19 protein-coding genes are annotated in these 25,901 nt (G+C 73.6%); 11 read left to right on the forward strand and 8 right to left on the reverse strand.

The window, feature by feature from the left end; all coding sequences use genetic code 11:
- Positions 1 to 22: 22 nt before the first annotated feature.
- On the reverse strand, positions 23 to 1,378 hold the full coding sequence (locus ACQPY0_RS15135) for a ricin-type beta-trefoil lectin domain protein (RefSeq protein WP_432989142.1): 1,356 nt from the start codon (positions 1,376 to 1,378) through the stop codon (positions 23 to 25).
- A 455-nt stretch (positions 1,379 to 1,833) separates the two neighbouring features.
- On the opposite strand from ACQPY0_RS15135, the gene ACQPY0_RS15140 reads away from it, so the two are divergent.
- Genes ACQPY0_RS15140 through ACQPY0_RS15165 form a run of 6 tightly spaced genes read left to right on the forward strand, consistent with a single transcriptional unit; the run spans position 1,834 to position 12,939 of the window.
- Complete coding sequence (locus ACQPY0_RS15140) at positions 1,834 to 5,436, forward strand: FtsW/RodA/SpoVE family cell cycle protein (protein ID WP_432989144.1); 3,603 nt, start codon at positions 1,834 to 1,836, stop codon at positions 5,434 to 5,436.
- Between the two features lie 6 nt (positions 5,437 to 5,442).
- Positions 5,443 to 6,135, forward strand: a complete 693-nt coding sequence (locus tag ACQPY0_RS15145; protein ID WP_432989146.1) for a hypothetical protein — start codon at positions 5,443 to 5,445, stop codon at positions 6,133 to 6,135.
- Complete coding sequence (locus tag ACQPY0_RS15150) at positions 6,132 to 7,556, forward strand: hypothetical protein (RefSeq protein WP_432989147.1); 1,425 nt, start codon at positions 6,132 to 6,134, stop codon at positions 7,554 to 7,556. The genes ACQPY0_RS15145 and ACQPY0_RS15150 overlap by 4 nt, the downstream gene beginning before the upstream one ends.
- 9 nt (positions 7,557 to 7,565) lie before the next feature.
- Complete coding sequence (locus ACQPY0_RS15155) at positions 7,566 to 7,859, forward strand: hypothetical protein (protein ID WP_432989149.1); 294 nt, start codon at positions 7,566 to 7,568, stop codon at positions 7,857 to 7,859.
- Complete coding sequence (locus ACQPY0_RS15160) at positions 7,856 to 9,652, forward strand: hypothetical protein (RefSeq protein ID WP_432989151.1); 1,797 nt, start codon at positions 7,856 to 7,858, stop codon at positions 9,650 to 9,652. The genes ACQPY0_RS15155 and ACQPY0_RS15160 overlap by 4 nt, the downstream gene beginning before the upstream one ends.
- Positions 9,649 to 12,939, forward strand: coding sequence for a hypothetical protein (locus ACQPY0_RS15165; protein ID WP_432989153.1), 3,291 nt, complete (start codon positions 9,649 to 9,651; stop codon positions 12,937 to 12,939). The genes ACQPY0_RS15160 and ACQPY0_RS15165 overlap by 4 nt, the downstream gene beginning before the upstream one ends.
- Positions 12,940 to 12,987: 48 nt before the next feature.
- Here the strand turns inward: ACQPY0_RS15165 and ACQPY0_RS15170 are convergent, their stop codons facing one another.
- From ACQPY0_RS15170 to ACQPY0_RS15180, 3 genes are all read right to left on the reverse strand, one after another.
- Positions 12,988 to 14,427 (reverse strand): DUF4407 domain-containing protein, encoded by a 1,440-nt coding sequence (locus ACQPY0_RS15170; protein ID WP_432995243.1) that lies wholly within the window; start codon positions 14,425 to 14,427, stop codon positions 12,988 to 12,990.
- A 197-nt stretch (positions 14,428 to 14,624) separates the two neighbouring features.
- Entirely contained in the window at positions 14,625 to 15,680 is a 1,056-nt protein-coding gene (locus tag ACQPY0_RS15175) for a saccharopine dehydrogenase NADP-binding domain-containing protein (protein WP_432989155.1), read from the reverse strand.
- Between the two features lie 112 nt (positions 15,681 to 15,792).
- Entirely contained in the window at positions 15,793 to 16,695 is a 903-nt protein-coding gene (locus ACQPY0_RS15180; protein ID WP_432989157.1) for an alpha/beta hydrolase, read from the reverse strand.
- 85 nt (positions 16,696 to 16,780) lie between these two features.
- On the opposite strand from ACQPY0_RS15180, the gene ACQPY0_RS15185 reads away from it, so the two are divergent.
- Positions 16,781 to 17,359 carry a TetR/AcrR family transcriptional regulator gene (locus ACQPY0_RS15185; RefSeq protein WP_432989159.1) on the forward strand — a complete coding sequence of 193 codons (579 nt, stop codon included), beginning with the start codon at positions 16,781 to 16,783 and terminating at the stop codon, positions 17,357 to 17,359.
- Between the two features lie 5 nt (positions 17,360 to 17,364).
- On the opposite strand, the gene ACQPY0_RS15190 is transcribed toward ACQPY0_RS15185, so the two are convergent.
- Together ACQPY0_RS15190 and ACQPY0_RS15195 are read right to left on the reverse strand one after the other, a co-directional pair.
- On the reverse strand, positions 17,365 to 18,576 hold the full coding sequence (locus ACQPY0_RS15190; protein WP_432989161.1) for a hypothetical protein: 1,212 nt from the start codon (positions 18,574 to 18,576) through the stop codon (positions 17,365 to 17,367).
- A 78-nt stretch (positions 18,577 to 18,654) separates the two neighbouring features.
- Positions 18,655 to 20,106: a hypothetical protein gene (locus ACQPY0_RS15195; protein WP_432989163.1), complete on the reverse strand. Its 1,452-nt coding sequence runs from the start codon at positions 20,104 to 20,106 to the stop codon at positions 18,655 to 18,657.
- Between the two features lie 82 nt (positions 20,107 to 20,188).
- Between ACQPY0_RS15195 and ACQPY0_RS15200 the strand changes: the two genes are divergently transcribed.
- Positions 20,189 to 21,124 carry a GNAT family N-acetyltransferase gene (locus ACQPY0_RS15200; protein WP_432989165.1) on the forward strand — a complete coding sequence of 312 codons (936 nt, stop codon included), beginning with the start codon at positions 20,189 to 20,191 and terminating at the stop codon, positions 21,122 to 21,124.
- A gap of 88 nt (positions 21,125 to 21,212) precedes the next feature.
- Positions 21,213 to 21,494: a hypothetical protein gene (locus ACQPY0_RS15205; protein WP_432989167.1), complete on the forward strand. Its 282-nt coding sequence runs from the start codon at positions 21,213 to 21,215 to the stop codon at positions 21,492 to 21,494.
- A 7-nt stretch (positions 21,495 to 21,501) separates the two neighbouring features.
- On the opposite strand, the gene ACQPY0_RS15210 is transcribed toward ACQPY0_RS15205, so the two are convergent.
- On the reverse strand, positions 21,502 to 22,557 hold the full coding sequence (locus tag ACQPY0_RS15210) for an alanine racemase (protein WP_432989169.1): 1,056 nt from the start codon (positions 22,555 to 22,557) through the stop codon (positions 21,502 to 21,504).
- Between the two features lie 67 nt (positions 22,558 to 22,624).
- Between ACQPY0_RS15210 and murJ the strand changes: the two genes are divergently transcribed.
- The gene (gene murJ / locus ACQPY0_RS15215; protein ID WP_432995245.1) at positions 22,625 to 24,145 is read left to right on the forward strand and encodes a murein biosynthesis integral membrane protein MurJ; all 1,521 of its coding nucleotides are present in this window, start codon (positions 22,625 to 22,627) and stop codon (positions 24,143 to 24,145) included.
- Positions 24,146 to 24,294: 149 nt separating this feature from the next.
- Positions 24,295 to 24,504, forward strand: coding sequence for a hypothetical protein (locus ACQPY0_RS15220; RefSeq protein ID WP_432989171.1), 210 nt, complete (start codon positions 24,295 to 24,297; stop codon positions 24,502 to 24,504).
- A 6-nt stretch (positions 24,505 to 24,510) separates the two neighbouring features.
- On the opposite strand, the gene ACQPY0_RS15225 is transcribed toward ACQPY0_RS15220, so the two are convergent.
- Complete coding sequence (locus ACQPY0_RS15225) at positions 24,511 to 25,893, reverse strand: AAA family ATPase (RefSeq protein WP_432989173.1); 1,383 nt, start codon at positions 25,891 to 25,893, stop codon at positions 24,511 to 24,513.
- Positions 25,894 to 25,901 lie beyond the last annotated feature (8 nt).

Genomic DNA, 25,901 nt, shown 5'->3' on the forward strand with positions numbered 1-25,901 from the left:
AGAAGGTTCTGTCTGCCCGACGTCACTGCGGCAGCGTGAACTTCTGCGCCCCGGTGCCATTGCAGTCCCAGATCTGCACCTGGGTGCCCGACACCGTCGAGCCGTTCGGGTCGTCGAGGCACTTGTTGGCCTGCGGGTTGTAGTAGGTGTTGTCAGCGCGGTGGATGAACACCTGCGCCGCGGTGGTGTTGCAGTCCCACAGCTGCAGCTTGGCGCCGTTGGCCGTGGAGCCGTTCGGGATGTCCAGGCACTTGCCGAGCGCCCGCAGGGTGCTGCCGGCCTCGACGTAGGTCCACTGCTGCGCGCCGGTGCCGTTGCAGTTGTAGAGCTGCACCGGGGTGCCGTTCGCGCTGTTGGACGCGCGGACGTCCAGGCACAGGCCGCCGGGGCCCTTGACGGCCTTGCCGGTGGTCGGAGGCGGCGTGGTGCCGCCACCGCCACCACCGCTGGTGTACGCCGCGACGTAGTCGACGAGCATCGGCACGCCGGACACGGTGTTGCCGTTGGGGCCGCCGCCGAACGCGTCCGGGAAGCCGCCGCCGATCGCCACGTTGAGGATCATGAAGAACCCGTGGTGCGTCGCGTTGTTCCAGGTGTTCGCGTCGACCTGGTTGGCGTTGACCGTGAAGAAGTTGTTGCCGTCGAGGTACCAGCGGATCTGCTCCGGCGACGTGCTGCGGTCCTGCTCCACGGCGTAGGTGTGGAAGCCGGTCTGGCAGCCGCCGCAGGCGCGCTCGCCGCTGCCGAGGCCCGTCGTCTCGTTGCACGGGCCGCCCGGCGAGGTCCCGCAGTGCAGGGTCGCGAACTGGGAGCTACGGCCGTTGATGTCCTCCATGATGTCGATCTCGCCGATGCCCGGCCAGCCGCTCGCGCCGGTGCCGCGCGCCGCCGCGCCCAGCGCCCAGAACGCGGGCCAGTAGCCGGCGCCGTTTCCGGTGTTGACGTTCGGCTGCTGCAGCCGGGCCTCGAGGCGCAGTTTCCCGCCCGCCGGCGCGGCGAGGTCGGTGCGCTGGGTCTCGATGCGGCCGCTGGTCCAGTTGCCGGCGCCGTCCCGGATCGGCTTGATGGCCAGGTTGCCGTTGCCGTCCTTGTAGACGTTGGCCGTGCTGTTGGTCATGTTCTCGATCTCGCCGGTGCCCCAGTTGGAGGCGCCGCCCGGGTAGCCGTGGCCGAGGTCGTAGAGCCAGTTGGCGGTGTTGACGCCGGTGCCGGCGGCGCCGCTGAAGTCGTCGGCGAAGATCTGCGTCCAGCCGGCCGGGGTGGCCGGCACCGACGCGCCGGCGTCGGGCAGCGCGGCGACCGAGGCGCCCGCGACCACGACGACCGCGGCGCTGACGAGCAACGCCAGGCGCCCTCTGCGCTTTTGTGGAATCTTCACAGCGATTGTGCCCTTCTCAAGCTGGGGGCGGGTTGGGGGCATGCCTGTCCAGCTCCCACTTGGCGGACGTGAGAGCGCTCTCAGCATGTTCGCCGACTGGAAAGATTGTTGTCAATAGCGCGGTGGGCCTGTTCGCCCTGGTGGCATTCGTGCGTGCTGATCGCGCTCGCTCGCCCACCCACCGTGACGCTTCGCCGCCACTGCCGGCGACGCTCCGCTCGCCCACCGTGCCCGCGGATCGCCCGCGAGAACCCCGGAATGGGGTCCACCGAACGCGGAACCGCTTGTCCGACCGTCCGGTCCGGGCGTTACCCCGGTCGGTCCGGCACTGACTGAACAGGGTCAGGAGCCGTCCTTCCTGTCTATCCGTACCGGATCGGCCCGGCGCGAAGATGGATCGGCGTCGCGTCGCGGGGCAGTGGGGTAGCGGGTACGGCGTTGGAGAAGGCGAAGCGATGATCGACGTCGCACCCACGGTGCTGGTATGGGCGGGCCTGCTGTGGGCGGTCGCGGTCGCCGGGTGGCTGGTGTATCGCGGCGACTCGACGGTGCTGTGGCGGCTTTCGGGGCCGGCGGTGCCGATCGTCGCCTACGGCGTACCGATCACGCTGCTCGCGCTGGGGTTCATGCTCGCCGGCCTCGACACGTACACCTGGTGGGTGGTGCCGGTCAGCTGCGGTGTGGCCGCGCTGTGCGAGCTGGCCCGCCGGCGGTTCGTGCGCGGGCCGTTCCCCGCCGGCGAGCGGCCCCCGGTCGCGGCGGCGCTGGCCGTGCTCGTCACCGCCGGGGTGCTGCTCGAGTTCGGTTCGATGCTGGCGGTACGCCTGGTCATCCGCCCCGACCCGGACGACACCCTGCTGTCGGGCCTGCACGTGCGCCCGGCGCTCGACGGGCTGCGGGCGCTCGGCGTGCCGCTGTTCGGCGTGGCCGGGCTGGTGCTCGTCGCCGCGCTGGCCCGCCCGGGCGGGTGGCTGGCCGCCTGGCTGTCGGACGGGTCCCGGCGCGGCGCGGCGACCTGGCCGTATCAGCGCGGCTGGCGCTCCCCCCGCTGGCTGCCCTGGGCTGCCGCCGGGCTCCTGTTCGTGCTGTTCGCCCTCCCGGCGATCGGGTCCGGGGACAGGCTCACGGTCGCCGGGCTGGCCACGCCGGAGTACGGCAAGCTCGTGCTCCTGCTCGCCCTCGCGGTCCTGGCGACGTTCGACAGCTTCGAGGTCGCCGCGCCCCGTTCGGTGTCGATGCGGCGCACGCTGGGCCAGCGGTGGGTGCGCTCCCCGGCGCTGCTGTTCCTCGCCGTGGCCGCGGCCAGCTGCGCCCGCCACGACTTCGGCACCGCGGTGTCGGCGCTGGCCGGCACGGTCGGGGTGGCGTGGAGCACGGTCCGCTTCGGCATGGACCGGCTGCCCGACCGCGCCCGGGGCGGCGTGCTGGCCACCGAAAGGCTGCGGCTCGTCCGGTCGTTCAAGCTGTTCAAGCCGTTCTCGGTGTTCCTCGTGGCGCTGCTGGCGATCCTCTTCATCGTCGGGTTCTTCTTCACCGACTACGTGGGCGAGCGCGGCAAGGTGTGGAAGGACCCGTGGGCGTACCGCTGGGACTCCGGCTGTGTCCTGGTCGACCCGACGCCCGCCGGGCCGGTCGGGCCCGGGCCGCAGGCGACCGCCCTCGCGGTGCGCGAGGCCGGCGCCGTCTCCCCGGCGCCCGGCCCGAGCGCGTCGCCGCGCGGCCCGGCCGCGCCGGACGGCTGGGCGCGCTGCCAGCGGGCCAAGGGCGCCGACGACGAGAGCCGCCGTTCGCAGCTGTCCAAGGCGTTGTCCGCGGTCGCCGACGGTGGGCTGTGGGGGCGTGGCCTGCGCGACAAGTCCTCGTCGGTGGTCCCGGCCGGCTCCACCGACTTCATGCTCGTGGTGATCTGGCACAAGCTGGGCGCCGTCGCGGTGCTCGCCGCGGCCGCGCTGACCGTGCTGCTCGGCGTCGCGCTGCCGCTGGCCGCCCGGATGCCCGGCGACCGTGACGGCGAGGATCGCAGCCCGACGGCGGCCGAGCTGTTCGCCGCCGGGCTCGGCACGATGATCGTCGGGCAGTTCCTGTTCGTGCTCGCCGCGACCGTCAACGTCATCCCGCACTCCGGTGTCCCGGCGCCGCTGCTGTCCCGTGGCGGGCAGTCGAACCTGGCGCTGCTCATCGGCCTCGTCGTGGTGCTGTCGCTGGCCGCCGCCGCCCGCCGGGACGCGGCCGGCGTCTGCGGTCCGGTCGGCCCGCCCGGGCGTTACCGCGGCCGGCCCCCGGGCTGGCTCGGCGCGTTCGGGTCGCTGGTGGCCGCGGTGGCGATCGTGACCGCGACGACGATGCTGCCGTACTGGGCCTGGCGGCCGGTCGGCGGCGGCCTGCCCGGCACCTACGCCGAGAGCCGGCCCGCCTGCGCCGCCCGCTCCGGCAGCCGCGGCGCGCAGGTGAGCGCGCAGCCGACGCCGAGTGAGTGCTCGACCGACCGGCTCGCCTACCGGCGCACCGTCATCGAGATCCGCTTCGGCGACCGGCGGGGCCTGCGCCAGGTGCGGCCGCAGGAGACGTGGCGGGTCCTCGCCGACCCCGCGCTCGGCGGCCTCACCGGCGAGGACCTGGCGGGGCTGCTGCGGGTGGGCAACGGCCCGACCGGCACGCTGGAGCGGGCCTACGCGGACACCGTGTACGGCTCGACCGGCATCAGCCTGGCCGACCGGCTCGCGCCGCACCACCCGGCCGGCGACACCGACCCGGCCGACGGCGGCCTGTCGCTGACCATCGACCCGGCCCTGCAGCACGCGCTCGCCGCGACGCTGCGCGCCGAGCAGCCCGCCGGTGCCACGGATCCACTGCCCGCCGGCGCGGTGGTGCTCGACGTGGCGACCGGGCGGGTGCTCGCCGGGGTGAGCGCGCCACCGCCACCGCCGCCCGGCCGGCGCGACGCCGACCAGGACGGCGAGACGGTCGCGCAGTTCCAGAAGGCGTACCCCAGATACGGATCCGTCGGCCAGGACGGCTCGCTCGACGGGACGACCGGCGACCACAGCTGCGCCCAGCGGTCCCCGGACGACCCGTGCTGGCGCTGGTCGATCCAGCCGCAGCCGCAGCTGCTGTCCGTGCCGGGCGAGGCGGCGCTGCGCCGCTACGTGGGCGGAGACCCCGCGCTGCGGCTGCCGGACCCGTCCGTCGACCGGGCTGTCGGGCACGGCTACAGCCTGGGCGCGACGGTGCTGCTCATCGTCGCCGGCGCGTATCTCGCCCAGCCCGGCCACGCCGCCACGGACCGGCTGGCGACCCCGGCCACGATGACCGTCCCGTCCGTGCCGCCGGTGCACAACCCGCCCGGCTGCCGCCCGGACGCCGACGGCCGGCTCGCGCTGGCCAAGGCCCTCGCCCAGGCGTGCGCGACCACGTTCGTCGGCATCGCCAAGCAGCTGAGCTGGACGCAGATCGTCGACCAGGCGCGCCGGCTCGGGCTGACCGCCGGCAACTGCCACGAGGCGACCGCCTGGCTGACCAACCGGATCGAGGGCACCGCCGGCACCTGCGTGCCCGGCGACGCCACCAACGTGGAGTCCGCGATCGCCGGGGCGATCGCCGGGCGCACCGACTTCTCCGGCACGCCGCTCGGGGTCGCCACCATGCTCGCGGTCGTGGCCGGCGGGGGAGTCCGCGTGCAGCCGACGCTCGTGGCGTCGGCGACCTCGCCGGAGAAGGGCCTGACCCTCGGCGCGCCCCCGGCGCAGCGCAACGCCGCCCTCGACCAGCGCGCCGCGCAGCAGGTCGCCGACGCCCTGCGGCAGGCGGCCGTCGACGGCAGCGCGGCCGGCCTGCGCGACGCGGCCGGCCGCGACGTGTGGGCCATGCAGGCCACCGTCGAGGCGAAGAACCCGGCCCCGGACGAGTTCGCCACCCGGACCGTCTGGCTCGCCGGCTACGTGCGGACGCAGCGGTACGGCCCGGTGGCGGTGGCCGTGGCGGTCGAGTGCCGCGACGCGCAGGCCGGCGCGCAGCGGGCCAGGTCCGTCATCGAAACCCTCGTCCGGATCGGAGGCTAGACACAGGTGCAGGCGGCGACGCCCGAATTCGAGACCCAGGTGCTGACCGCGTTCAGCCAGAAGTTGCAGGAGTACTGCGACCATCTGCTGCGCTCGCGGCCGGCCGGCGCGAGCCGGCCGGTCCTCGTCGTCAGCGTCGTCACCGCGATGCCGGTCCCCGGCCTGCGGGACCGGCTGGACGACCACGCCACCCGGGTGCTCGGCCGGCGACTGCCCGGCGCGCGGCTCGACCAGATGTTCTTCGGGGTCGACCGCTCGATGTCCGAGCCGCTGTACGCGATCGGCGTGGAGGAGCGCCCGCCGGTGGTGCCGCCCCCGGAGGACGACGAGGCCGCCCGCGCGCCGGTACTGCTGCTGACGCTGTCCTTCGGCCACCCGCACAAGTTCGTCTTCCGGCTGCAGGCGTCGCCGGCGTGGGTGCCGATCCGCCGCGGGCTGCCCTCCGGCGACCTGCGGCACGAGATCGCGCTGCCGGAGTACCTCAGCGCCGTGCCGCATGGCGTGCTGCTGGAGCTGTGCTACCGGCACGGCCGGGTCGAGCTGCGCCGCACCGAGGGCCGGCCGGAGTACCGCGTCGCGGTCGAGGACCGGTGGCTGCGCTCCGGCGAGCGGATCGCGCTCGGCTCCCGGGGCCGGATCGCCTTCCTCAACGGCGGCGGCCACGCCGAGCTTCGCTACGTCCTGATGGAGCGGCTATGACCACCAGCACCCCGGCGGGCGACCAGCCCCTCGTCATCAAGCTCGACGGCCCCGGCTGGCGCGCCGAACTGCACGTCGCGCCGCCGCCGGGCCCGGCGCGCACGGCCGAGTTCGACGTCCCGCTGACCCAGGGCAAGAACGCCCACCGCCAGCATCTCGTCACCCAGGTCAGGTACACCACCGCCACCAACCGGCTGCGCACCGGCTGGGAGAAGTGGTTCGTCAAGGTGTACCACTGCCGCGACAACTACGACGCCGAGCTGCTGCGCCGCTATCTGGGACAGCAGTCGGCCGCCATCCAGATGGCCAACGCCGAGCTGCCCGGCCCCAGCCGCATCCAGGTCGACCCGCCCTGGGCCGCGGTGCCCGTGCACATCGTGCGCTGCGACGGCCTGGCCGAGAACGTCGGGCCGGTGCGCACGGAGCTGGCCGCCACGCCGCAGGAGATCGCCGACCGGCTGCGCCTGCAGCTGCCGGCGTGGCTCACCGGCGCCGGGCCGCACCCCGAGCGGTACCTGCTGGCCATCTCGCCCTTCATGGAGCTGCTGCGCTGGGACGCCTACCACGGCTGGCCGGCCACCGAGCACCTGCGCGACTTCGAGGGTATGGCCGCGGGCCTGGACATGCTGCACCGCCTGGGCACCGCGCACTGCGACATCAAGCCGGACAACGTCTGCCGGTACAACACCCACCAGGTCTCGGGCTACGTGCTCATCGACACCGACTCGGTGACCCAGCTCGAGCCGCCGCCGAAGTCGGTGCGCGCGACGAAGCCGTACCACTACCGCGGCCTGTCGGACTGGTTCGCCAATCCGAAGGTCAGCCACCTCGGCGTCGACCCGGCGATCCTGCGCGCGCACGACCGGTTCGGCTTCGCCGTCGTGGTGCTCACGGCGCTGGCCGGGCGGGACTGGGTCGACCGGGTGCTGCTGCGCAGCCCGGACCTGACGTACACCGACGCCGACCAGGACGGCCCGCGCACCGCCGACTATCGGGAGCAGGTCCAGCGGGCGCTGCGCCAGCACTGGCCGAACCGTGACCCGCAGCGGCGGTGGGACCCGCTCATCGACGCCCTCGCCGAGCCGTTCGGCCGGGAGATCGAGGCTCCGGACTGGTGGCTGACCGCGTGGCTCGCCCGGGTGATCGAGGCCGAGCAGCGCTGCGTCGTCGGCGCCGAGCCGGAGCGGGTGTTCGAGGTGGCGGACCCGGCGAAGTACCGCACCCAGCTCGACGACATCCGCGGCCGGGCGGCCAGGCGCCCGGTGCGGCGCGAGGACGCGGCCCGGATGGGGTACGAGGCGCTCGCCCAAACCGGGGTGTCGGCCGCGCGGCGGACGGCGATCGGCAGCCTGCTGCTGTGGTCCCTGGTCGCGGTGCCGGTGTTCGCGCTCGTCTTCACGCTGATCAACGCGCTCGGTTAGGGGAAGGCCATGTTCGACGTATCTCAGAAGCCGCCCCTGTCGCAATGGTGGCGGCTGCAGTGGAGGGTGGAGGCGGCCTGCGGGCCCGCGGAGAAGTTCGGCCGGATCGAGCAGCAGTTCGCGGCCTGGCTGGAGAGCGGGACCTACGTCTCCCCGGCCGTGGTCAAGGGCGTGGAGCCGTACCTGGCGCGCTACATCCAGGACGCGGTGGCGGTCGGGCGCCGGTGGGGCCGCACGGCGGGCCTGCTGCTCGGTCTCCTCCTCGGCATCGCGGCCGGCGTGCTCGCGGGGGTGCTGACGTGACCGGCGCCGGCGAGCTCTCCGCGATCTTCGAGCAGTTCGGCGGGCGATGCCCGGTGTGCGGCGCGGCGCTGGGCGAGGCGGTGCCGATCGACCGCGCGACGGGCCGGTTCGACAGCCCGCCCTGCTTCCTGCTGGAGATCGGCCCGAGCGACGGCGCCGCGGGCCATGCCTGGCGGGCCAGCGTGGTCGGCGCGAACTTCCCGCCGGCGCGCTCGACGATTCCGCGCTTCGTGGAGAGCGAGGTCGAGTACGTCTACGTGCTCTGCGGCGACGGCCACATCTTCCCGCAGTCGGCACCGGCGTTCCATCGCCGCGGCGCCGAGCGCGACGTGCGCCGGCGGGTCGACCGCTGGAACATGGTCGCCGCGGTCGGGGCGCTGGCCAGCGGCAAGACGTACCTGCTGATCCGGATGCTCAACCAGGAGCTGTCCAATACGCAGAACAACTTCCCGCGGCACAACGGCGGGCGGGTCGAACGGCACCAGCTCAACCCGCTGGAGCAGATCCCGCTCGACCTGCGCTCCGCGGAGTACAACCGGACCGTCTCGGAGCAGCGGCCGATGCAGCCCACGTCGGCCGAGGAGACCCGGCCGGCCTTCCTGCTGACCACCCGGGTGCCGGAGGCGGTCGACGCGATCCGCACGCTGATCCGCCGCACCGTGCTGGACGGCGACCGGCGCGCCGACCGGTGGGGCCGCGGGTTCCGCCAGCCGCTGGTGGTCCGCACGACCAGCAGCAAGCGGGTGACCTGGACCGGCATCGCGGACCTGCCGGGCGAGCTGTTCAGCTCCGATCCGGGCAGCGCCAGCGAGCGGGCGATGCTGCGCGCGTTCGACGCGCTGATCTGGGTCATCGACCCGGCGGTCGCCGCCGGTGCGCTGGACAAGATGGCCCGCGACCCGATCAACGACGACGCGGACTACGCCAGCGTCCTGGACGGCAGCCTGCGCCCCGGTACCACCGCCGTCGAGGACACCCGGCAGGTGCGCGCCGACCGCCAGCGGGACCAGTTCGAGATCGGCCGGAGCCTCACGCTCATCGACAACGACTACATCGCCGCGCACGGCCGGCCGCTGGAGATGCTCATCGCGGTCACCAAGTGCGACCTGATCCGGGCCGGGCTGCGCAAGGGCGGCCTCGACACGCTGGGCCGGCCCGGCCTCGTGCGCCGGGGCGTCGCCGCCTACCTCGCCTCGATCACCCGGCGCTGGCGCGCCGGCGACCTGGTGCCCGACGAGCACACCCACAACCTGCTCACCTACCTGTATCCGGGCGCGGCCGTGCAGCTCGACGTCGTCGAGCGGCGGGTCAACCAGGTCGCCGACGGCCTGCTGGAGCACTACTCGCAGGAGGAGGCGTTCTGGGGTCTCGTCCACGACGGCCAGCGCGACATCGTGGAGATCCCCGGCGGCGGCGACATGGCCCTGCCCGGCCGGCGCATCGAGGTGCTGTCCATCGGCGAGCACCAGGACCAGTCCACCGAGCCGGGCTCCGCGGAACGGATGCTCATCCGCGATCTGATCATGTCGGCGATCGGGTGCGGCGTGGCGTACGGCCTGGGCCACGACGCGGCGCTGTTCAACCTGATGCAGCAGGAGACCCAGCGGATCCGCTTCTTCCTGTGCTCCCCGCTGGGCACGGTCCCGGTGGGCCGGGCGGAGGGCAAGCCCGGGTACGCGCAGGTCTACCGGCTCGAGCCGATGAACGCCGACGACACGTTCCCGTACATGGGCGACCAGTCGGCCGCCCTGACCCAACTGCTGCTCGCCTCGTTGCGAAAGGCCCGGGCATGACGACCCCGCGCGACTACTTCACCTTCGAGCTCGAATGGGAGCAGCGCGGGTCGCTGTTCGTGCTGCGCAACGACGACCGCTCGGCGCAGTCGCGGGCGTTCGCCCGCGCCGCCGAGGAGCGGCTGTTCCGTTCCCGCGGGGTGGTCAGCGCCGAGGTGGTCCTCGCACCGGAGCTGCCGGTGTGGACGCTGCTGCACCTCAACCCCGATCCCTACGGGTCGATGTGGTGCTTCGTGGAGCAGGGTCGCGGCGGCGCGTTCGCGTCCGACGGCGGCTGCCGGGTGTCGTTCGCGAAGCTGGGCCGGCATCATCCCGCCGACGTGTGGCGGGCCGGCCGGGACCTGGCCTGGACCGCGGCCCCCCGCACGGAGCCGGACCTGCGGCTGGCCCGCGACGTGCTGGCCGCGATCGCCGCGGAGCGCAACCGGATCGGGCTGCCGGCCGCCGCGGGCAGCAACGCCGCGCTGGTCGAGGCGGTGCTGTCGGTGCTGCCCGCCCGGGTCGCGGCCGGCTGGGTGTGGTCGACGCACCTGTTCGGCGTCGCGGACCGGTTCGTCGCGGGGCGGCTCGACGACGAGGACCGGGGCCCGGCGCCGCAGCTGCCGCCGCAGTACGGGCCCGCGCTCGACTGGCTCGCCGAGCGGCTCGGCCGGGTCGACGACAACACCCTGCGCCTCGTGCGCAACAGCCGGGCCGACCAGCTGACCGAGTTCCTCGACGGGCTGCCGCTGCCGGCCGCGCCGGAGCCGGAGGACCGGCGGCCGCGCCCGGTGCCGGCGCGGATCCGGGCCGTCGCCCAGGTCGCCGAGCCGCCCTCGCCGGCGCTGCCGCCCGGGCCCGCCCAACCGGCGTCGCCGATTCCGCCCGGGCGCAGTGCGGTGCGCGGGGGCGACCTGTCGACGGACGAGACGCTGCGGTTGCCCGTGGCCGTCCTGCAGGCGGGGATGCAGGCCGCCGTCCACCCGCTGCGGTGGGTCCAGTGGGCGGACATGGGCCGCGGCTTCCGGGCGCAGGGCGAGGAGAGCGCCCAGGCGCCGCTGCGCCGCTACTGGACGGCCGCGGAGCAGCTGCTGGACGCCGAGAAGGTGCCCAACGGCGTGGACAACACGTTGAAGTATCCACTATGGACACTGCGCCGGGTCAACGTCGAGGGCATCGGCCAGCAGTGGTGCTTCATCGAGCGCGGCCGCGGCAACCTGGTCGGCGCGGACGGGCAGCTGCAGAAGGACCGGCAGTTCGGCATGGCCGGCGGCATCCGGTTCGGGTTCGCGTCGCCCCAGCTGGCGCCGATCGAGGTGTGGCGCTCGGGCACGGGTGCGGCATGGACTCCGGTCAGCCGGCCGCAGAAGGGGTGGGCGGCGCGCAACCGCGGCATCGTGCGGCGCCTGTTCGCCGCGCTCGGCTCCGGCCAGGCGCGCGTCCACCTGCCCGGCAACCCGGCCGAGAACTGGCTGGTGATCGAGCAGGCCCTCGCCGTCCTGCCGCGCCGGCTCGCGGCGCGGTGGGTGTGGTCGACGTGCCTGTTCCAGGTCCGCGACGCCTACGTGGCCGGGTCGGTGCCTTCGGACCTGCACGACTCCGAGCCGATCGAGCGGCTGGCCCAGCAGGTCGCGGCGAAGAAGCTGCCGGAGTCCGAGCAGCGGTTGCTGGGCACGCTGAGCACGAAACAGGCCGAGGCGTTCGACTTCCTCGTCGAGCAGGCCGAGCGGGCCGTCGACAAGGGCAAGCCGCGCAAGGACCTCACCGACCTGCTGCGCCGCAGCGAGACCGAGGACCTGCGCGAGTTCCTGTCGGAGATCGCGGACCGGCTCAACCTCTCGCCGATGCGGATGCAGGACGTGCCGGCCGCGATGATGACCCGCGAGGGCCAGACCAACCTGCACAACAGCGAGGCCGACCTGGTCGCGCAGTACGCGGAGGCCGCGCCGAAGGAGGCCCGGCGACACCTCAGCACCGACCCGATGTCGCCGGTGGCGCCGGACCTGACCGAGGGGCTGCGCAACCGGCAGGTGACCGACCCCGGCGAGAACCAGTTCGACATCCCGACGGCCGGGCGCCCGGCGACCCAGTGGACGCAGCGCTCGAGCCAGCTGCTGCGCCACCACACCGAGGAGCACGACCGCGCGGAGCTGATCACGACCGTGGTCCAGCCGGGCGGCGTGCTGCACGACCTGGGCGACCTGCAGGCCGCGGAGCAGTTCGTCAGCGACCTGGGGCTGACGCAGGACCGGTATCCGCAGTTCTACCCGGCCCCGGTGATCCGGGCGATCGTCGAGCAGGAGAACCCGCCGGGCTCCGTCGAGCAGGGCGTGCGCCGCTCCGCCGACCCGGAGCGGCTGCTCTACGTCGCCGTCACCCGCCTGCAGCACCCGACCGTCAGCAAGGCGGCGTGGATCATGATGGTGCTCGACGAGGTGATGACCGAGACCGGCTCCGCCACGGACATGCGCCAGCGCATCGCGGCCCGGCTGCTGGACTCCCAGCCGAAGAAGGAGCAGGGCGCGTACTGGTCCGCGGTGGTGCGGGCCTACCCGCTGGGCACGGTCACCGACGCGCTGCGCGCCCGGGTGTTCGACGCCGGGACCTCGGTGCTCTACGACCGCAACCGCCGCCGGCCGCTGGAGAACACCGAACTGCACGGCCTGCAGCAGACCGTCGGCTCGCACGTGTCCGTGCCGATCGTGCCGGAGCGGGAGCCCGCCGGGGCGATGGAGGGAGTGCAGGGCTGGTTCGACCGGAGGCGCCAGCACCGGCGCGCCAACAGCCAGGAACAGGCGTCGTTTCTCATCCTGGCGAGCATCATCGTGGCCGGAGCGACGGCGGTCGTTGTCTACCTCGCCCGCTCCGCACCGCAGCCGCCGATCGGCAACACGCCCTCGCCGACGGTCACGAGCTGGGCGCCGGCCGACCCGAGCCCGGCGGAGCCGCCCGCCTCGCCGCCCCCGGCCGAACAGCCCAGGACGCTGAATCCCATCGGCGCGGACTGGCAGACCAGAGGGAACACCCCGCAGGCCGTGCAGACGATCTACCAGGGCATCGTCAGTCAGACGGGCACCGAAAACGTGCGGATCACCCATTTGGGGCTGGACTGCTACGCCAACAAGAAGGACAACGCCGAAGCCGCCGTGGCCAACGTCAAGGCCGGGCTGCAGGAGGCTCTGGCGCAGCAGCTGCAGCCGGGCGCCCAGGTCGATGGGCGCCCGCACTGGAAGAAGGACAACAAAGGCGGGGACCTCGACAAGAACGTCGAGTCGCCGGGGTGCGTAGCGACCGTCGACGTGAATTAGGCCCCGACCGGTTAGCGGTCGGGGCCTTCCCGTTGGTGCGAGGGTGGGTCAGCGGTCGAAGGTCCAGCGTTCGGTGAGGCGCTCCTCGCCCTCGGCCGGCCGGTCGGCGTTGTCCGCGCCGGCGCCGCCGGTCAGGCGGGTCGGCGCCTCGTCGTCGGGCCAGGGCACGTAGCCGCCGGGCTGCTTCGGGGGGCGGCGCCCCCAGCGGCGGCCCGGGCGACCCTCCTCGTAGGCGTCGCGCTCCTCGTCGAAGCTGTTCATCCGCTGGATGCGCTGCGCCATCAGCTCCTGTTCGCGGGCCTGACGGGCGTCCTGCTCGAACTTGGCCAGGTTCTGCCGGCGGGTCAGCTCCTGCTCGGCGGCGTAGACGTCGGCCTCCTCGGACTTCTCCAGGATCGTGTCGTACGCGGTGGCCGGAGCGAGGTTGATCAGGAACTTCACCACGACCGGCAGCACCTCGACGGTGGTGATGAACAGCAGCAGCATCAGGTACGCGACCTGCAGGGTGCTGTTCTTGCCGGTCAGCTCGCTCAGCGCCTCCAGCCGGGCGAGCAGGCCCGTGTCGTTGGCCGTGTCCAGGTTGAACTGGTCCTCGTCCGCCTTCTTCTGCTGCTGCAGCCGGTTGAGCGTCTCCTGGTCGTGGGCCACCGCGTCCTTGGCCGTGGTGCGCGCGTTGCTGGCGCTCTGCGCCTGCTGGTCGGCGGTGTTCTTGCGGGCCGTGTCGAGCTTGGCGCCGACGGAGTCGCGCTGCTGCTTGAGGTCGTCGGCGACGGCCTTCTTCTGCTGGTACGCGGGGCCGCCGCCGAACGTGTGCGAGCCGCACGTGCCGTCGAACTCGCAGGTCGCCTCCTTCTGCGCCACCTGGTACTTGGCGTCCAGCGCGTCGTACTGGGCCTGCAGGTCCTTGACCGCCGGGTCCTCCTCGACGGTGCTGGTCTTGCCGTCGGCGATCGCCTGGTTCTTGGCGATGCGATCCTGCAGTGCTGGAATCTCCTTGAACCGCGCGTCATTGAGCAGATTCTGCTGGTGCTGGTCGAGGCGGCGCTGGTGGATGGTGTTGAGCTGGGCGTCGATCTCGGGCTGGAACAGCCACAGCACCAGCGGGGTGGAGATCACCGCACCGATGACGAGCGCCATGACCACGCGCGGCAAAGCGGTCAACAGGTTCTGCCACCACTTCGGCCGCCGCTGGGTGGCGGTCACCAGCCAGCGGTCCAGGTTCATGATCGCCAGGCCCCAGAGCAGGCCGAACGGGATCGCCGCGTAGAGCGGAGCCCGTGCGCCCATGGTCAGCGCGAAGCTGGAGGAGATGGTCGCCAGCACGGCGGTGGTGAGCACGATGCCACCGACGCCGATGAACTTGCGGCGATCCCGCGGTGCACGGGACAGCGTGTCGAGGTCGGCGCCGGAGAGCCACAGCAGAAAACTGCGGCGGCGGCGCTTCGGCCGCCGCTGGGAATTCCGAGTGCCGTTTCTGACATCGCGCATGCTCACGCCGGACTCCTCGATCCAAGGCACCCAGACCTACCGGTCCGGCACCAGTGCGGCACCGGACACAGATCGCAAGGTACCGGGCCGGCTCCCGGCCGGGCATCGACTGATGGACGTGCTTGCGCGGTGCGCGGAGGAGTGCCGTTGTCCTTTCGTGGGAACGATTCTGGGTCCGCTCCTCGACCCGCACGCCCTCAGTCCGTGACCACGAACTCGGCGCCGGCCGCCAGCGCCACCTCGGGGCCGAAGAGCCGGGCCGGGGTGAACGCGCCGGGGCGGCCCTCGCCCTTGGCCAGGCGCAGGGCCACCTCGGTGGCGGCGCCGGCCGTGAACGTCATGCCCTCGCCGGTGCGCAGCCAGCCCTCACGCACGCGACCGGACGGCCATTCGACTCGGGCGCGGCCCCAGGACGATCGGCGCGGGCGCTCCTTGGCCGTGGTCGTCGTGATGCGGGCGAGCCGCCGAGTGGTGAAGCCGGCCAGGCCGGGCAGGCGCAGCACGCCACCGAGCGCCAGCAGAGCCGCTCGGGCGGCCGGGTTGGCCGGGGCGAGGGCCGAGGCGGCGATCACCGACGGGGCGCCGCTGGCCTGCCAGGCCGCGAAGAGCTCGCCGCTGCCCATGGCGGCGGTGGCGACCACGTCGCCGTCGGGGGTGGTCAATCGCTCGGCGGCACCGCCGGCCCGGGTGCGTACCATCCGGCCCTGCCGCACCTCGCGGCCGCCGTCGAGCAACGAGCGCACGATGGTGGCGGCCAGGGCTTCGCCGAGGGCGCCGGGTTCGGTCGCGACTGACGCGACGGCGTCGACGCGTACTCGCGAGGGCTTTTCCTCGGCCGCCAGCAGATGCAGCAGGATGCTCTCGGTCGCGAGCACGCCGAAGCCCGCCCCGGAGACCAGCGTGCGACCGGTCGCCACCGCCTCCCGGTCCATGCCGTGGAGCAGCTCGAACGCGCTCAGTTCGTTGGCGATGTCGACGTAGTGGGTGCCGGGCGGGCAGGCCCGCGCGACCTGCGGCGCCGTGTCCGCGAACGGGCCCACGGTGTTGATCACGACGGCCGGCGCCTCGGTGGCCAGCCGCGCGCAGACCTCGTCGAGCGAGCCGGTCACCGCCCGGGCGTCCGGACTCACCTGGGCCAGCCGCTCCCGGTTGCGGCCGGCCACCACCACCTCGGCGCCTGCCTGCTGCAGACGCTCCACCGCCTCCCGGCCGACCCGTCCGGTCGCGCCGAGCACCCAGATCTCACCTGTCATGTTCGCCTCCGTCAGTCATGGCACGTCGTGTCATCACTATGTATAGCACGACACGACGTGTCATCACGAGAAATTTGCCGCATGGGTCGACGGCCGCCGGCCGGCCTTGCGGTTAGGCCGTGAGATGCTCCAGGAACCAGTCGCGGGCGGCGGTGATCGTCGCGTCTTTCCAGTCCGTGTACACCGTGTAGTGGTGGCCGTCCACCTCGAGCAGCGACTTCGGCTCCCCTGCTGCCGCGTAGGCGGAGCGTTGGCCGGCCAGCAGGGCCGGGTGCTCCTGTTTGGCGAGGATCATCAGCAGCGGTTTGGGCGCGATTCTCGGCATCAGGTAGCTGAGGTTGTCCACGACTGTCGGCGCGAAGGACTGCAGTGAGATCCGCTTGCCCCAGTTGCGTTTCTCCGCCTCGCCGTGTGTGGCCAGGTAGCTTCCGGACTCGCTGTCCGGGGGTGCGTCCATGGACACGTAGTGCGGCTCCTTGCCGAGCAGGCGGTCGCGCTGGTCTTCGTGGATGGCGGCTTCCAGTGCTGCGACGTCGCCGCCCGGCAGCATCATGTCCACCCACAGTTGGACGCTCAAGGACACGCCGGGAACCTGGGCGACGACGCACTTGACTCGCGAGTCGATCGCCGCGGCGGCGAGGGCGTTGCGGCCGCCGAGACTGGTTCCCCACAGCCCGATCCGGGTGGGATCGAGTCCCGGCACGGTGGTCGCGTACGCGATCGCACCTAGGAAATCGTCAATCTGGCCGCAGTGGTCGACCTCCTCTCGCGGGTACCCGTCGCTGTCGCCGAAGTTGCGGTAGTCGAACGCGATCGCCGCGATGCCGTCCCCGACCAGGGTGTCGGCGACAGCGGGAATCGTCCACTCCTTCAGTCCGCCGAAACCGTGGGCCAGGATGACCACCGGGTGAGGGCCGGGACCGTCCGGCATTTGCAGCCATCCGCGCACGGTGACGCCCCGCACGTCGTACTCGATGCCACGGCGTTTCGAGCCGTCAGCTTCGGTATCGCTCATTTGAACACCCCTCCATCAGCAATGGCACGTCGTGTCATCACTATCGCATAGCACGACACGACATGTCATCACTAGAATTTGCCGCATGGGTCGATGGCAGTCGGGTACGCGAGAACGGCTCGAGCGGGCCGCGCTCGATCTCTTCCTCGAGCAGGGCTTCACCGAGACCACCGTGCCGCAGATCACGGCGCGGGCCGGGCTCACGACCCGGACGTTCTTCCGGCACTTCGCCGACAAGCGTGAGGTGCTGTTCGCCGGCGAGGAGCTGGTGCCCGAGCGGGTGGCCCGCTTCATGGCCGAGGTACCGCCGTCGCTCGGCCCGATGGAACTGATCAACGAGGGCCTGGCCCCCGCCGCGGCCGAGATCTTCGAGGGCCGCAGCCTCGACTACCTGCTGCGCCGGCGGGCCGCGATCGATGCCGAACCCGCCCTGCATGAGCGCGAGCTGCGCAAGTTCTCGCTGCTGTCGCAGGCCCTGGAGCAGGGCTTCCGCGACCGCGGCGTCGACGACCTGACCGCCCAGCTGGCGGCCGAGATCGCCGTGACCACGTTCCGGATCGCGGTGACCCGCTGGCTCAACCAGCACGGCGACCCCGACCTCCCGACCACCATCAGCCAGACCCTGGCGGCGATGCGGCACCTGACGAACACGCCGTCGACTTGAGTCGATCAGGCCGCGGCGCGGATCGCGGCCGCCGCGCCCTTCGACACCGTCGGCCAGTCGGTGCCGAACACCGACTGGGATGCGGCCTCGAGGGTGGCCCGCTTGCGCACGACCTGGGTGAAGAAGGCGAACATCTTGGCCTCGCCGTAGTGCTCGGCCAGGTAGGACACGGCCAGCAGGGCCAGGCCGTAGCGGGCCAGGTTGTCCTGCACCGTCGTGCCGGCCGGGGGCGGGCCCAGGGCGACCGTGCCGTCCCACTTGCCGGCGGCGAGGTAGGCCCGGATCGAGGGCAGGTCGGTGCGCAGCGCCGAGCCGTCGCCGTTGGAGACGTACTCCGCGATGCCCTCGTACAGCCACCACGCGCCCAGCGGCGGGGCGATGCCGCCCAGCGTCACCACGTGCGCGAACTCGTGGATCAGCAGGGTGGTCGTGCGGATGTCGGAGTCGGCGGAGCGCTGGTCGACCACGACGTCGCTGGTGCCGGGCTGCAGCGGGATCGTGTACGCGGCCGAGTTCTCCGCGTTCTCGTCGTACCAGCGCTTCCACTCCTGGTTGCCGGCGACGTAGACGAGGTACCGTCGCGGAGGCCCGTCGAAGCTCTTCGCCACCTTGTCGTCGACGCGCGTGGCCGTCTCGGCGGCGCTCAGCACGCGGTCGAGGATCGCCGGGGGGACCGATGGTGCGGCGGCGACCGTGACCCGGGTGCCGTCCTTGACCGTCAGCGGGCCGTCCCACGGCCGGTCGGTCTGCTCGAACCGCGCCAGCTTCGGCCGCCCGCGCTCAACCGACCACTCGGTGTCCACGAGCAGCGGGGTCGGCGTGCAGTCCTCGGCGCCGAAGCAGTACCGGATCTCGACCGGCACCTTCCAGACGTCGCCGCTCTGCGACGGGATCCCCATCGGGGTCAGCGCGAACTGGCGCACGTGCAGCGCGGTGAGCGAGTCGAAGCGCTCGCCGGCGCCCGGGTCGGTGCGCAGGTAGGCCGCGCGGTCGCCGCGCAGCAGCGCCGCCGATTGGCGCGCCAGCACGTCCCGGATGGCGTACAGCGGGTTCTCGCCCGGCTTGAGCGGTGGATCGATCGCGGTCGCGGCGTACGCCGTTCCGCCGGGAGCCGTGTTCAGGGTGAGCAGCTGCGTTGCCAGCACCGCCACCGCCGTCACCACGGCGACCGACAGCGCCAGCAATGCTCCGCGCCACGGAAGCTGGGATCGGGTCATGGCAGGCAACGTAGGCGCCGCGAAGGCGCCGGGCGGCGCCCGCGCCCGCCCCTGGCGCACTTTCGGGAGATACCGCCGCTACCGGGCCAGCGAGCCGATGACGGCCTTGTACCGCGCCGCCGCGTTCGGGTTCGGGGCGGCGGGGTAGACGTTGCACTTGCAGTACGCGTCGCTCTCGTTGAACAGCGACACGAAGGCGATCGAGCCCGGCCGCGCCGCGTGCTTGGCCGACAGCCAGTTGTAGACGCTGGTGAAGTACGCCGGATCGTCGCCGCCGGAGTCCGGGTGGCCGCCGCCGGCGACGCCGAACTCGCCGAGGGCGAACGGCAGCCCCTCGGACTGGGCGAAGTCGTACCACCAGTTCCAGCCGTACTGCTTCGTGAAGTGCCGCTCGGCGTTGGCGGCGGTGTCGTAGGCCGGGTACCAGTCGTAGGCGTCGATGGCCACGACGTCGACCTTCCCGGCGACGAACAGCGTCGAGGCGTCGGCCACCAGGCCGGGCTCGCTCGCGCCCTCGTTCGGGTTGAACACGATCCGCAGGCCCGGGGCGGCGGCCTTGAGCAGCGTGGCGGCGCGGGAGAACTGGGTGCGCCACGCGTCCGCGTCGGTGGCCAGGGACGTGCAGCAGTTCATCTCCCAGCCGAGGCGGACGTACGCGTCCGGGTCGACGGCGGCGATCTCGCCGGCCAGCTGCCGCCAGTTGGCCTCGGAGCCCCGGTCGCCGTCGTCGGTCCACAGCGGCACCGCGAGGATGAAGTCGTCCCGGGCCGGGCTGAACGACGGCGGCACGCTGCGCGCCCACCAGTCCTCCAGCAGCAGCCCCCAGTTCTCCCGGGACGCGAACGACAGGATGTTGTCGACCGGGCGGCCGCGCCAGTCCGCGAAGGCGGTCGCCTGGGCCGGGTCGTGCATGAAGTATCCGCCGTCGGACCACGGCAGCCCGGAGGCGTGCGCGCCGGGCGGGAGGCTCGGCGAGGCGCTGACCGTGGCGCCGCGCGCGTTGTTCGGCGACGGCGGCGGGGTGCTGCCGCTGACCACGTCGGCGCGGTCGAACGTGAACGCCTTGCCGCCCGCCGAGGCCGGGTTCTTGCGGTTGGTCATGCGCAGCACGAGCGTGTGCGGGCCCTCGGCCAGCGTCGGCGAGGTCCACAGCTTGACCGACGTGTCCGTGGCGGTCGCCGCGTGTTCGTCGATGTCGGCCGGGGCGCCGCCGTCGATGGTGGCCGTCGCGATGTACGACCACGGCTCCTTCACGCCCCACAGGCTGATCTGGTGCCCGGTGAACCGGATGGTCGCCGCGGCCCCGGTGACCTCGGTCCACAGGTAGCTGCCGTCGCTGGCCTTGGCGCAGTTGACGCCGCAGCCGCTCCAGCCCGCCGAGAACTCCACCTGCCCTACGCCGGTGCCCTGGGCCGTGTCCTGGATCGACGTCTCGGCCGCCTCGGCCGACCACGGCGCGGTCGCGATCGCGGCGATGATCAGCACCGGCGCCGCGGCGGCGACCGGCCAGAGTCGACGGCCCAGCTGCATGCCCAAGTCTTACCAGCGGCCCGGCCCGATGAGAAATAGCCGGCCGCGGATATCCGGTTGCGGTCCGGCCTACGGTGAGGAGGTGGACGGTTACCATGCGCGCGCGTGCGGCTTCGGTGATGCGGCGGCGATCGCCGGGCTGATCAACGTCGTCGCCGAGGCCGGGGGCGGGCGCGGGGGATACCTCGCCGCCGAGGTCGAGGACGTGCTGCGCAACGAGGTGCGGGACCTGGCCGCCGACACGCTCGCCGTCGCGGGGCCGGGCGGGGAGCTGGCCGGGGTGGCGCTCGTGCCGCTGCCGCCCGCGGGCGGGGACCGGGTCGAGCTCATCGGTGGCGTACACCCTGAACATCGCGGCGCCGGGATCGGGCGGGCACTGCTCGCCTGGCAGCTGGAGCGGGCCGCCGCGCGCCACCGCGAGGTCGCATCGGAAACGCCGTGGTCGGGGCAGGTCATCGCCGGCGCCGGCGATGCGACCGCGATCCGGCTGTTCGAGCGCTCCGGCTTCAGCGTCGCCCGCCACTTCCTGGAGATGACGGCCCCGACGGAGCCGGCGCCCGCCGTGGCGGCCGTCCCGGGCCTGCGGATCGTGCCGCTTCGGCAGGAGCAGACGCTTCAGCTGTACCGTGCCCACGCCGCCGCCTTCCAGGGCCTCTGGGGTTACCAGGAACGCACCCTGGAGGACTGGGCGGCGCTGACGGTGCGCTCGGAGGCGTTCCGCCCCGAGCTGGCGAGGGTGGCAATGGACGGCGAGGCGATCGCCGGTTACGTGCTGCCCTACGGAGAACCCGGCGAAGACCGCCTCTACATCGGCCAGGTCGGCACCGCCGAGGCCTGGCGCCGGCGCGGGGTCGCGACCGCCCTGCTCGCCGAGGTCATGCGGGAAGCCGCGCGGGCGGGCTACACCCGGGCGGCCCTCGACGTCGACGCCGACAACCCGGCCGACGCGGCCGCCACCTACGCGAAGGCCGGCTTCACCCCCGACCACCGCGTCGTCGTCTACCGCAGATCCGTCTGACCTCAAGTCCCCGGCCCGCACCACCCGTCGGCCGGACCGCCGATCCGGCCGCCCGTCGCGGCTCATGAGATTCGCATGCGGTGGGTAGGTGGCCGATCGGGCGGGCCTATGCGGAATCGCGGAGCGGCCGCGCTTCGCGCTGCACAGCGCCACCGTCGACCCGATCGAGGGCGCCGAGGCCCAGTGGCCGGGCGAGGCCAAGATCGCCGGCCGCGCGATCGCCGCCGCGAGCCCGGACGATCCCGGCAGCGACCGCTTCACCGCCGACGTCGCCGAGGTCGTCCACACCCACCTCAACCCGGAGGCGACCCGGCTCGTCGTCGAGTGGTGGACCCCGGAGCACGGCCTGCGCCGGGCCGAGCGCGAGTGACTCGCGCTCAGGTGTTGGCGCCCCGGGCGGCGACCGGCCAGCGGTCCGTCTCGCGGCCGCCGGTGAGCACCACCAGCTCGTCGGCGAGGTTCACCGCGGCGCAGACGTGGTTCGGCGCGACGCGGACCCGGGCACCCAGGGGCGGCACGGCCGCGTCGTCGGCGAACACGGCCGTCGCGTGGTGCTCGGACAGGGCCGTCAGGCGGGCGTCCGGGTGGTCGGGCAGCCGGCCGGCGCCCGTCACCCACGGCGGCTGGTCGGCGCCGAGGACCTTGCTGCCCGCGTCCAGGATGACGCGGCGGCCCGAGCTGCTCACCACCGTCGACGTGGCCGTCAGCGCGACGCCGGCCCAGGCGCAGGTGCCGAGCTCGACCTGCTGGGCGTCGCCGAGCGCGTAGACGCCGGGGCGCAGCTCGGTCAGGGCGCCCGGCGCGGTGACGGGGGCGGTGGGGGTGGAGCCTCCGCTGCGTACGGTCGCGTCGAAGCCGGCGGCCGTCAGCCCCGCGGCGGCCTCGTGCAGGGCGGCGGCCTCGTCGGCGGCGGCCGGCTCGCGGCGCCCGGGCCCGTAGCCGTGGCCCGGGAACGTGAACACGCCGGCCACGCGTAGCCCGGCCCGGGTCGCGGCGGCCGCGACCCCGGCGGCCCCGGCGGGCAGCACGCCGCTGCGGTGGTGGCCGCAGTCGATCTCGACGAGCACCTCCAGCCCCGGCACGGCGGCGGCCAGCAGCGCCGCGGCCTCGGCCGAGTCGACGCCCACCCGCAGCGCCGCCCGCCCGGCCAGGTCGCGCAGCCGGTCCGCCCGCGCGGGGGAGGCCCACACCGGGTACGCGATGAACAGGTCGCCGCAGCCGGCCGCGGCGAACACCTCGGCCTCGCTCACCGTCGCCACGGTCAGCCCCGCCGCGCCGTGCGCCAGCTGCCGCCGGGCGATCTCCACGCACTTGTGCGCCTTGGCGTGCGGGCGCAGCACCGCACCACACCCGGCCGCGGTGGAGGCCATGGCCGACAGGTTGCGCTCCAGCACGTCGATGTCCACCGCCAGGTACGGCGTGCTCCGCTGCATGCCCCGGATCATGCCACGGATGTGCTATGAAATCGGGGTGGCTTCACTGGGCAACGCCGGGCGGCGGATGGCGCTGGCGACGCTCGCGGCGCGGGTCGCGGGGTTCGGCCGCATCGTGGTGCTGACGGCGGCGCTGGGCCTGGGCACGCGCCTGCTGGACACCTACAACGTGGCGAACACGCTGCCGAACGCCGTCTTCGAGCTCGTCGTCGGCGGGGCCATGGCGAGCGTCGTCGTGCCGCTGCTGACGCGGGCGGCGCTGAGCGCGGACGACGACGGCGTCCTCTACGCGCAGCGGCTGCTGTCGCTGATGGTGTACGCCTTGGGCGCCGTCACCGTCGCGGCGGTTCTCGCGGCACCGTGGCTCGTCGAGGTGTACGCGCCCGGCTTCACGGACCGCCAGCACGACCTCGCCGTGGTGTTCTGCTGGTACTTCCTGCCGCAGATCCTCTTCTACGGCGTCGGCGCCACGGCCGGGGCCGTGCTCAACATCCGCGGCCGGTTCGCGGCGCCGGCGTGGGCGCCGCTGGTGAACAGCGTCGTGGTGATCGCGGTCGGGCTCGCGTACCTCGCGGTCGGGGGCAGCACGAGCATCGGCGGGCTCAGCAGGGTACACCTGACGCTGCTGGCCCTGGGAACCACGGCGGGGGTCGTCGCGCAGGCGGCCCTCGTCGTGTGGGCGCTCGCGCGCAGCGGCTTCCCGGTGCGGCTGCACCTGGACCCGCGGGGCATCGCCATCCGGCGCATCGGGCGCCTCGGCGGCTGGGTGCTGCTGTCGGTCGTCGCGGCGCAGGCCATGCTCGCGGCGGCCACGCGGGCCGCGTCGCTGAGCGGGCCCGGCGGCGTGACGGCGTACCAGAACGCGTACGCGATCTTCCAGGTGCCCTTCGCGGTCGTCGCCCTGTCCGTGATGACCGCGATGCTGCCGCGCCTGAGCCGCAGCGCCGCCCGCCGCGACCACGAGCGCGTCATCGGCGACCTGTCCCTGGCCGTCCGCGTCGCGGTCGTGGCCCTCGCACCGGTCGCCGCGGCGATGGTGGTCCTCGGCCGCCCGATCGCCGCGCTGCTGTTCGACCACGGCCACAGCGCCGCGTCGACGGTCGGCGTGCTGGGCGCCGTCGTGGCCGCGTTCGGCCCGGCCCTGCTGCCGTTCACCGGGTACATGATCCTGCAGCGCGGCTTCCACGCCCTGCAGGACACCCGGACCCCGGCCCTGATCACCGCGGCGGTCAGCACCGTCGGCGTCGCCGGCTGCGCGGCGGCCGCCTGGGTGCTGCCCGCCGCCGGCATCGTGATCGGTGTGCCGCTGGCCTATACGCTGGCGTACACCCTGGGCCTGCTCACCACCGCGGTCGTCCTGCGCCGCCGCCTCGGCCGGCTCGACGGGCGCCGCCTCGTGCGCACCCACGTCCGGGTCCTGATCGCGACCGGTGCCGCGGCGGCGGTCGCGGCCCTGACCGTCCGCGCCGTCGCGCCCGCCGGAACCGTGGCCGTCGTGGCGCTGGCCGGTGCCGCCGGCCTGGGGGTCTACCTGGCCGCCGTGCGACTGCTGCGCCTCACCGAGCTGCGGCACCTGCGCTTCCGGTAGACCTTCGGCGGGCGAGCGTGCGGCACAATGGGGGCATGCAGACGATGCCGGGCGACCGGGTCCTTGTCCTCGCCTTCGAAAACCTGCCGGGGCAGTCCTCGCCCCAGGCGGCGCTGCGGCGTTGACTGCGTGAGCGCGGCATCGACTGGATGCCGTTCGGCGCGGACGAGGTGCTGATCGGGCTCGCGTGCGGGCCCGACCCGCGGACCGGGCGGTGGCGCGGCTTCTACGCCGTGCGGGTCGACGCCGGGGCCCTGCGCCGGCTCGGGCTGCATCCTGACCAGCCGACGTCGAAGGTCGCCGGGCCGGCGCCGCCCGAGTGGTGGCACGCCGAGGCCGAGCGCACCGCCGGCTGGTAGGACCGATCAGGCGCCGGTGCCCAGCAGCGAGCGGGTCACCGTCTCGGCCTGCGAGAGCATCTCGTCCAGGGCCTCGTCGAGGTCCGCGTCGGTGGGGGAGTGGCCGGCGTCGGCGGCGACGAGGACCGCGCGGCGCAGCAGTTCCTTGGCGAACGACGCCGTCACGCCGCCGCTGCGCTCCGCCGCGCGGTCCAGCGCGGCCGCGCTGAAGGGCAGGTCGCGGGCGTACAGGCGCATCAGCCGGCGCCGGGCGTCGGCGTCCGGCAGCGGGATCTCGACGGCCAGGTCCACTCGGCCCGGGCGCTGGGCCAGGGCCGGCTCCAGCACGCCGATGCGGTTGGTGGTGAGCAGGAACGCGACGTCCGCGTCGTCGCCGAGACCGTCGAGCGTCTCCAGCACCGTGAACAGCAGCGGCTGCGGGCCGTGGTGGTGCTCGCGGCTGTCCGCGACCAGATCGCAGTCCTCCAGCACGACGAGGGCCGGCTGCAGCGCCCGGGCCATGCGGGCGGCCTCCGCGACGTACTGGATCGCCGGGCCCGCCAGCAGCACGACCGTGAGCTCGGGCAGGGCGCCGAGCAGGTAGCGGACCGTGTGGGTCTTGCCCGTCCCCGGCGGGCCGTAGAGCAGCAGGCCCCGCTTGAGGTGCTGCCCGGCCGCGCGCAGCACCTCGCGGTGCGCGGCGATCCCGGCGACATGGCGGCGCACCCGGTCCAGCACCCCGGGCGGGAGGACGATCTCGTCGGCGCCCAGGCCGGGGCGGCGGTGGAAGGTGAGCCCGCCGATGCCGCGGTCGAACTGCGACCCGCCGATGGACAGGACCTGGCCGCGCAGGACGGAGCGCTGCAGCATGAGCGCGCGCACGGTCGTGATCAGCGCCGCCGCGACGCCCTCGGCCGGCGTGAGGATCTCCATCCGCGCCTGGGCCTGGCCGAAGCGCGGCTCGGCGCTGCGCTGCAGCACCGCGACCGGCGCGCCCTCGAACGTGAACAGCCGCAGGCCGAACGAGACGGCCTGCCGCGAGCTGTCCGGGCCGGTGGCGATGCTCGCGTAGTCGACCGCGGCCACCGGGAACTGCCCGAAGCGCCCGGCGTGGTCGAGGATCTCGCTCAGCGACTGGTGCCGCCGCTGCTCACCGCCGCCGATGCCGACCAGCCGGTGCGCCTCGCCGCGGCCCTGGACCTCCTCCAGCGCGATGTCGAGGTCGACGTACATCTGCGGGGGGATCTCCTCGGTGACGACCGCCAGCCGCTGCGGGTCGGTCCCGAGGTGCTCCCGCAGCATCGGTACGAGCGCCGAGTCGCCGTTGTCGCGGCGCAGGCGGTGCTCCTGGAGCACTTCGTCGATGAAGACCTGGAAGCGCGCGATGAAGTCCGCGGTGCGTTCGTCCACGCCACCAT

This window comes from Dactylosporangium sp. CA-233914, assembly GCF_050942935.1.
In the GTDB taxonomy this organism is placed as follows: Bacteria; Actinomycetota; Actinomycetes; order Mycobacteriales; family Micromonosporaceae; genus Dactylosporangium.

Coding starts and splice junctions, on each gene's coding strand:
- ACQPY0_RS15165 (WP_432989153.1), top strand. CDS start 9,649: ATGACGACCCCGCGCGACTACTTCACCTTCGAGCTCGAATGGGAGCAG.
- ACQPY0_RS15210 (WP_432989169.1), bottom strand. CDS start 22,557: ATGCAGCGGAGCACGCCGTACCTGGCGGTGGACATCGACGTGCTGGAG.
- ACQPY0_RS15155 (WP_432989149.1), top strand. CDS start 7,566: ATGTTCGACGTATCTCAGAAGCCGCCCCTGTCGCAATGGTGGCGGCTG.
- ACQPY0_RS15180 (WP_432989157.1), bottom strand. CDS start 16,695: ATGAGCGATACCGAAGCTGACGGCTCGAAACGCCGTGGCATCGAGTAC.
- ACQPY0_RS15220 (WP_432989171.1), top strand. CDS start 24,295: ATGCCGTTCGGCGCGGACGAGGTGCTGATCGGGCTCGCGTGCGGGCCC.
- ACQPY0_RS15190 (WP_432989161.1), bottom strand. CDS start 18,576: ATGACCCGATCCCAGCTTCCGTGGCGCGGAGCATTGCTGGCGCTGTCG.
- ACQPY0_RS15185 (WP_432989159.1), top strand. CDS start 16,781: ATGGGTCGATGGCAGTCGGGTACGCGAGAACGGCTCGAGCGGGCCGCG.
- ACQPY0_RS15175 (WP_432989155.1), bottom strand. CDS start 15,680: ATGACAGGTGAGATCTGGGTGCTCGGCGCGACCGGACGGGTCGGCCGG.
- murJ (WP_432995245.1), top strand. CDS start 22,625: ATGGCGCTGGCGACGCTCGCGGCGCGGGTCGCGGGGTTCGGCCGCATC.
- ACQPY0_RS15170 (WP_432995243.1), bottom strand. CDS start 14,427: ATGCGCGATGTCAGAAACGGCACTCGGAATTCCCAGCGGCGGCCGAAG.
- ACQPY0_RS15140 (WP_432989144.1), top strand. CDS start 1,834: ATGATCGACGTCGCACCCACGGTGCTGGTATGGGCGGGCCTGCTGTGG.
- ACQPY0_RS15150 (WP_432989147.1), top strand. CDS start 6,132: ATGACCACCAGCACCCCGGCGGGCGACCAGCCCCTCGTCATCAAGCTC.
- ACQPY0_RS15195 (WP_432989163.1), bottom strand. CDS start 20,106: ATGCAGCTGGGCCGTCGACTCTGGCCGGTCGCCGCCGCGGCGCCGGTG.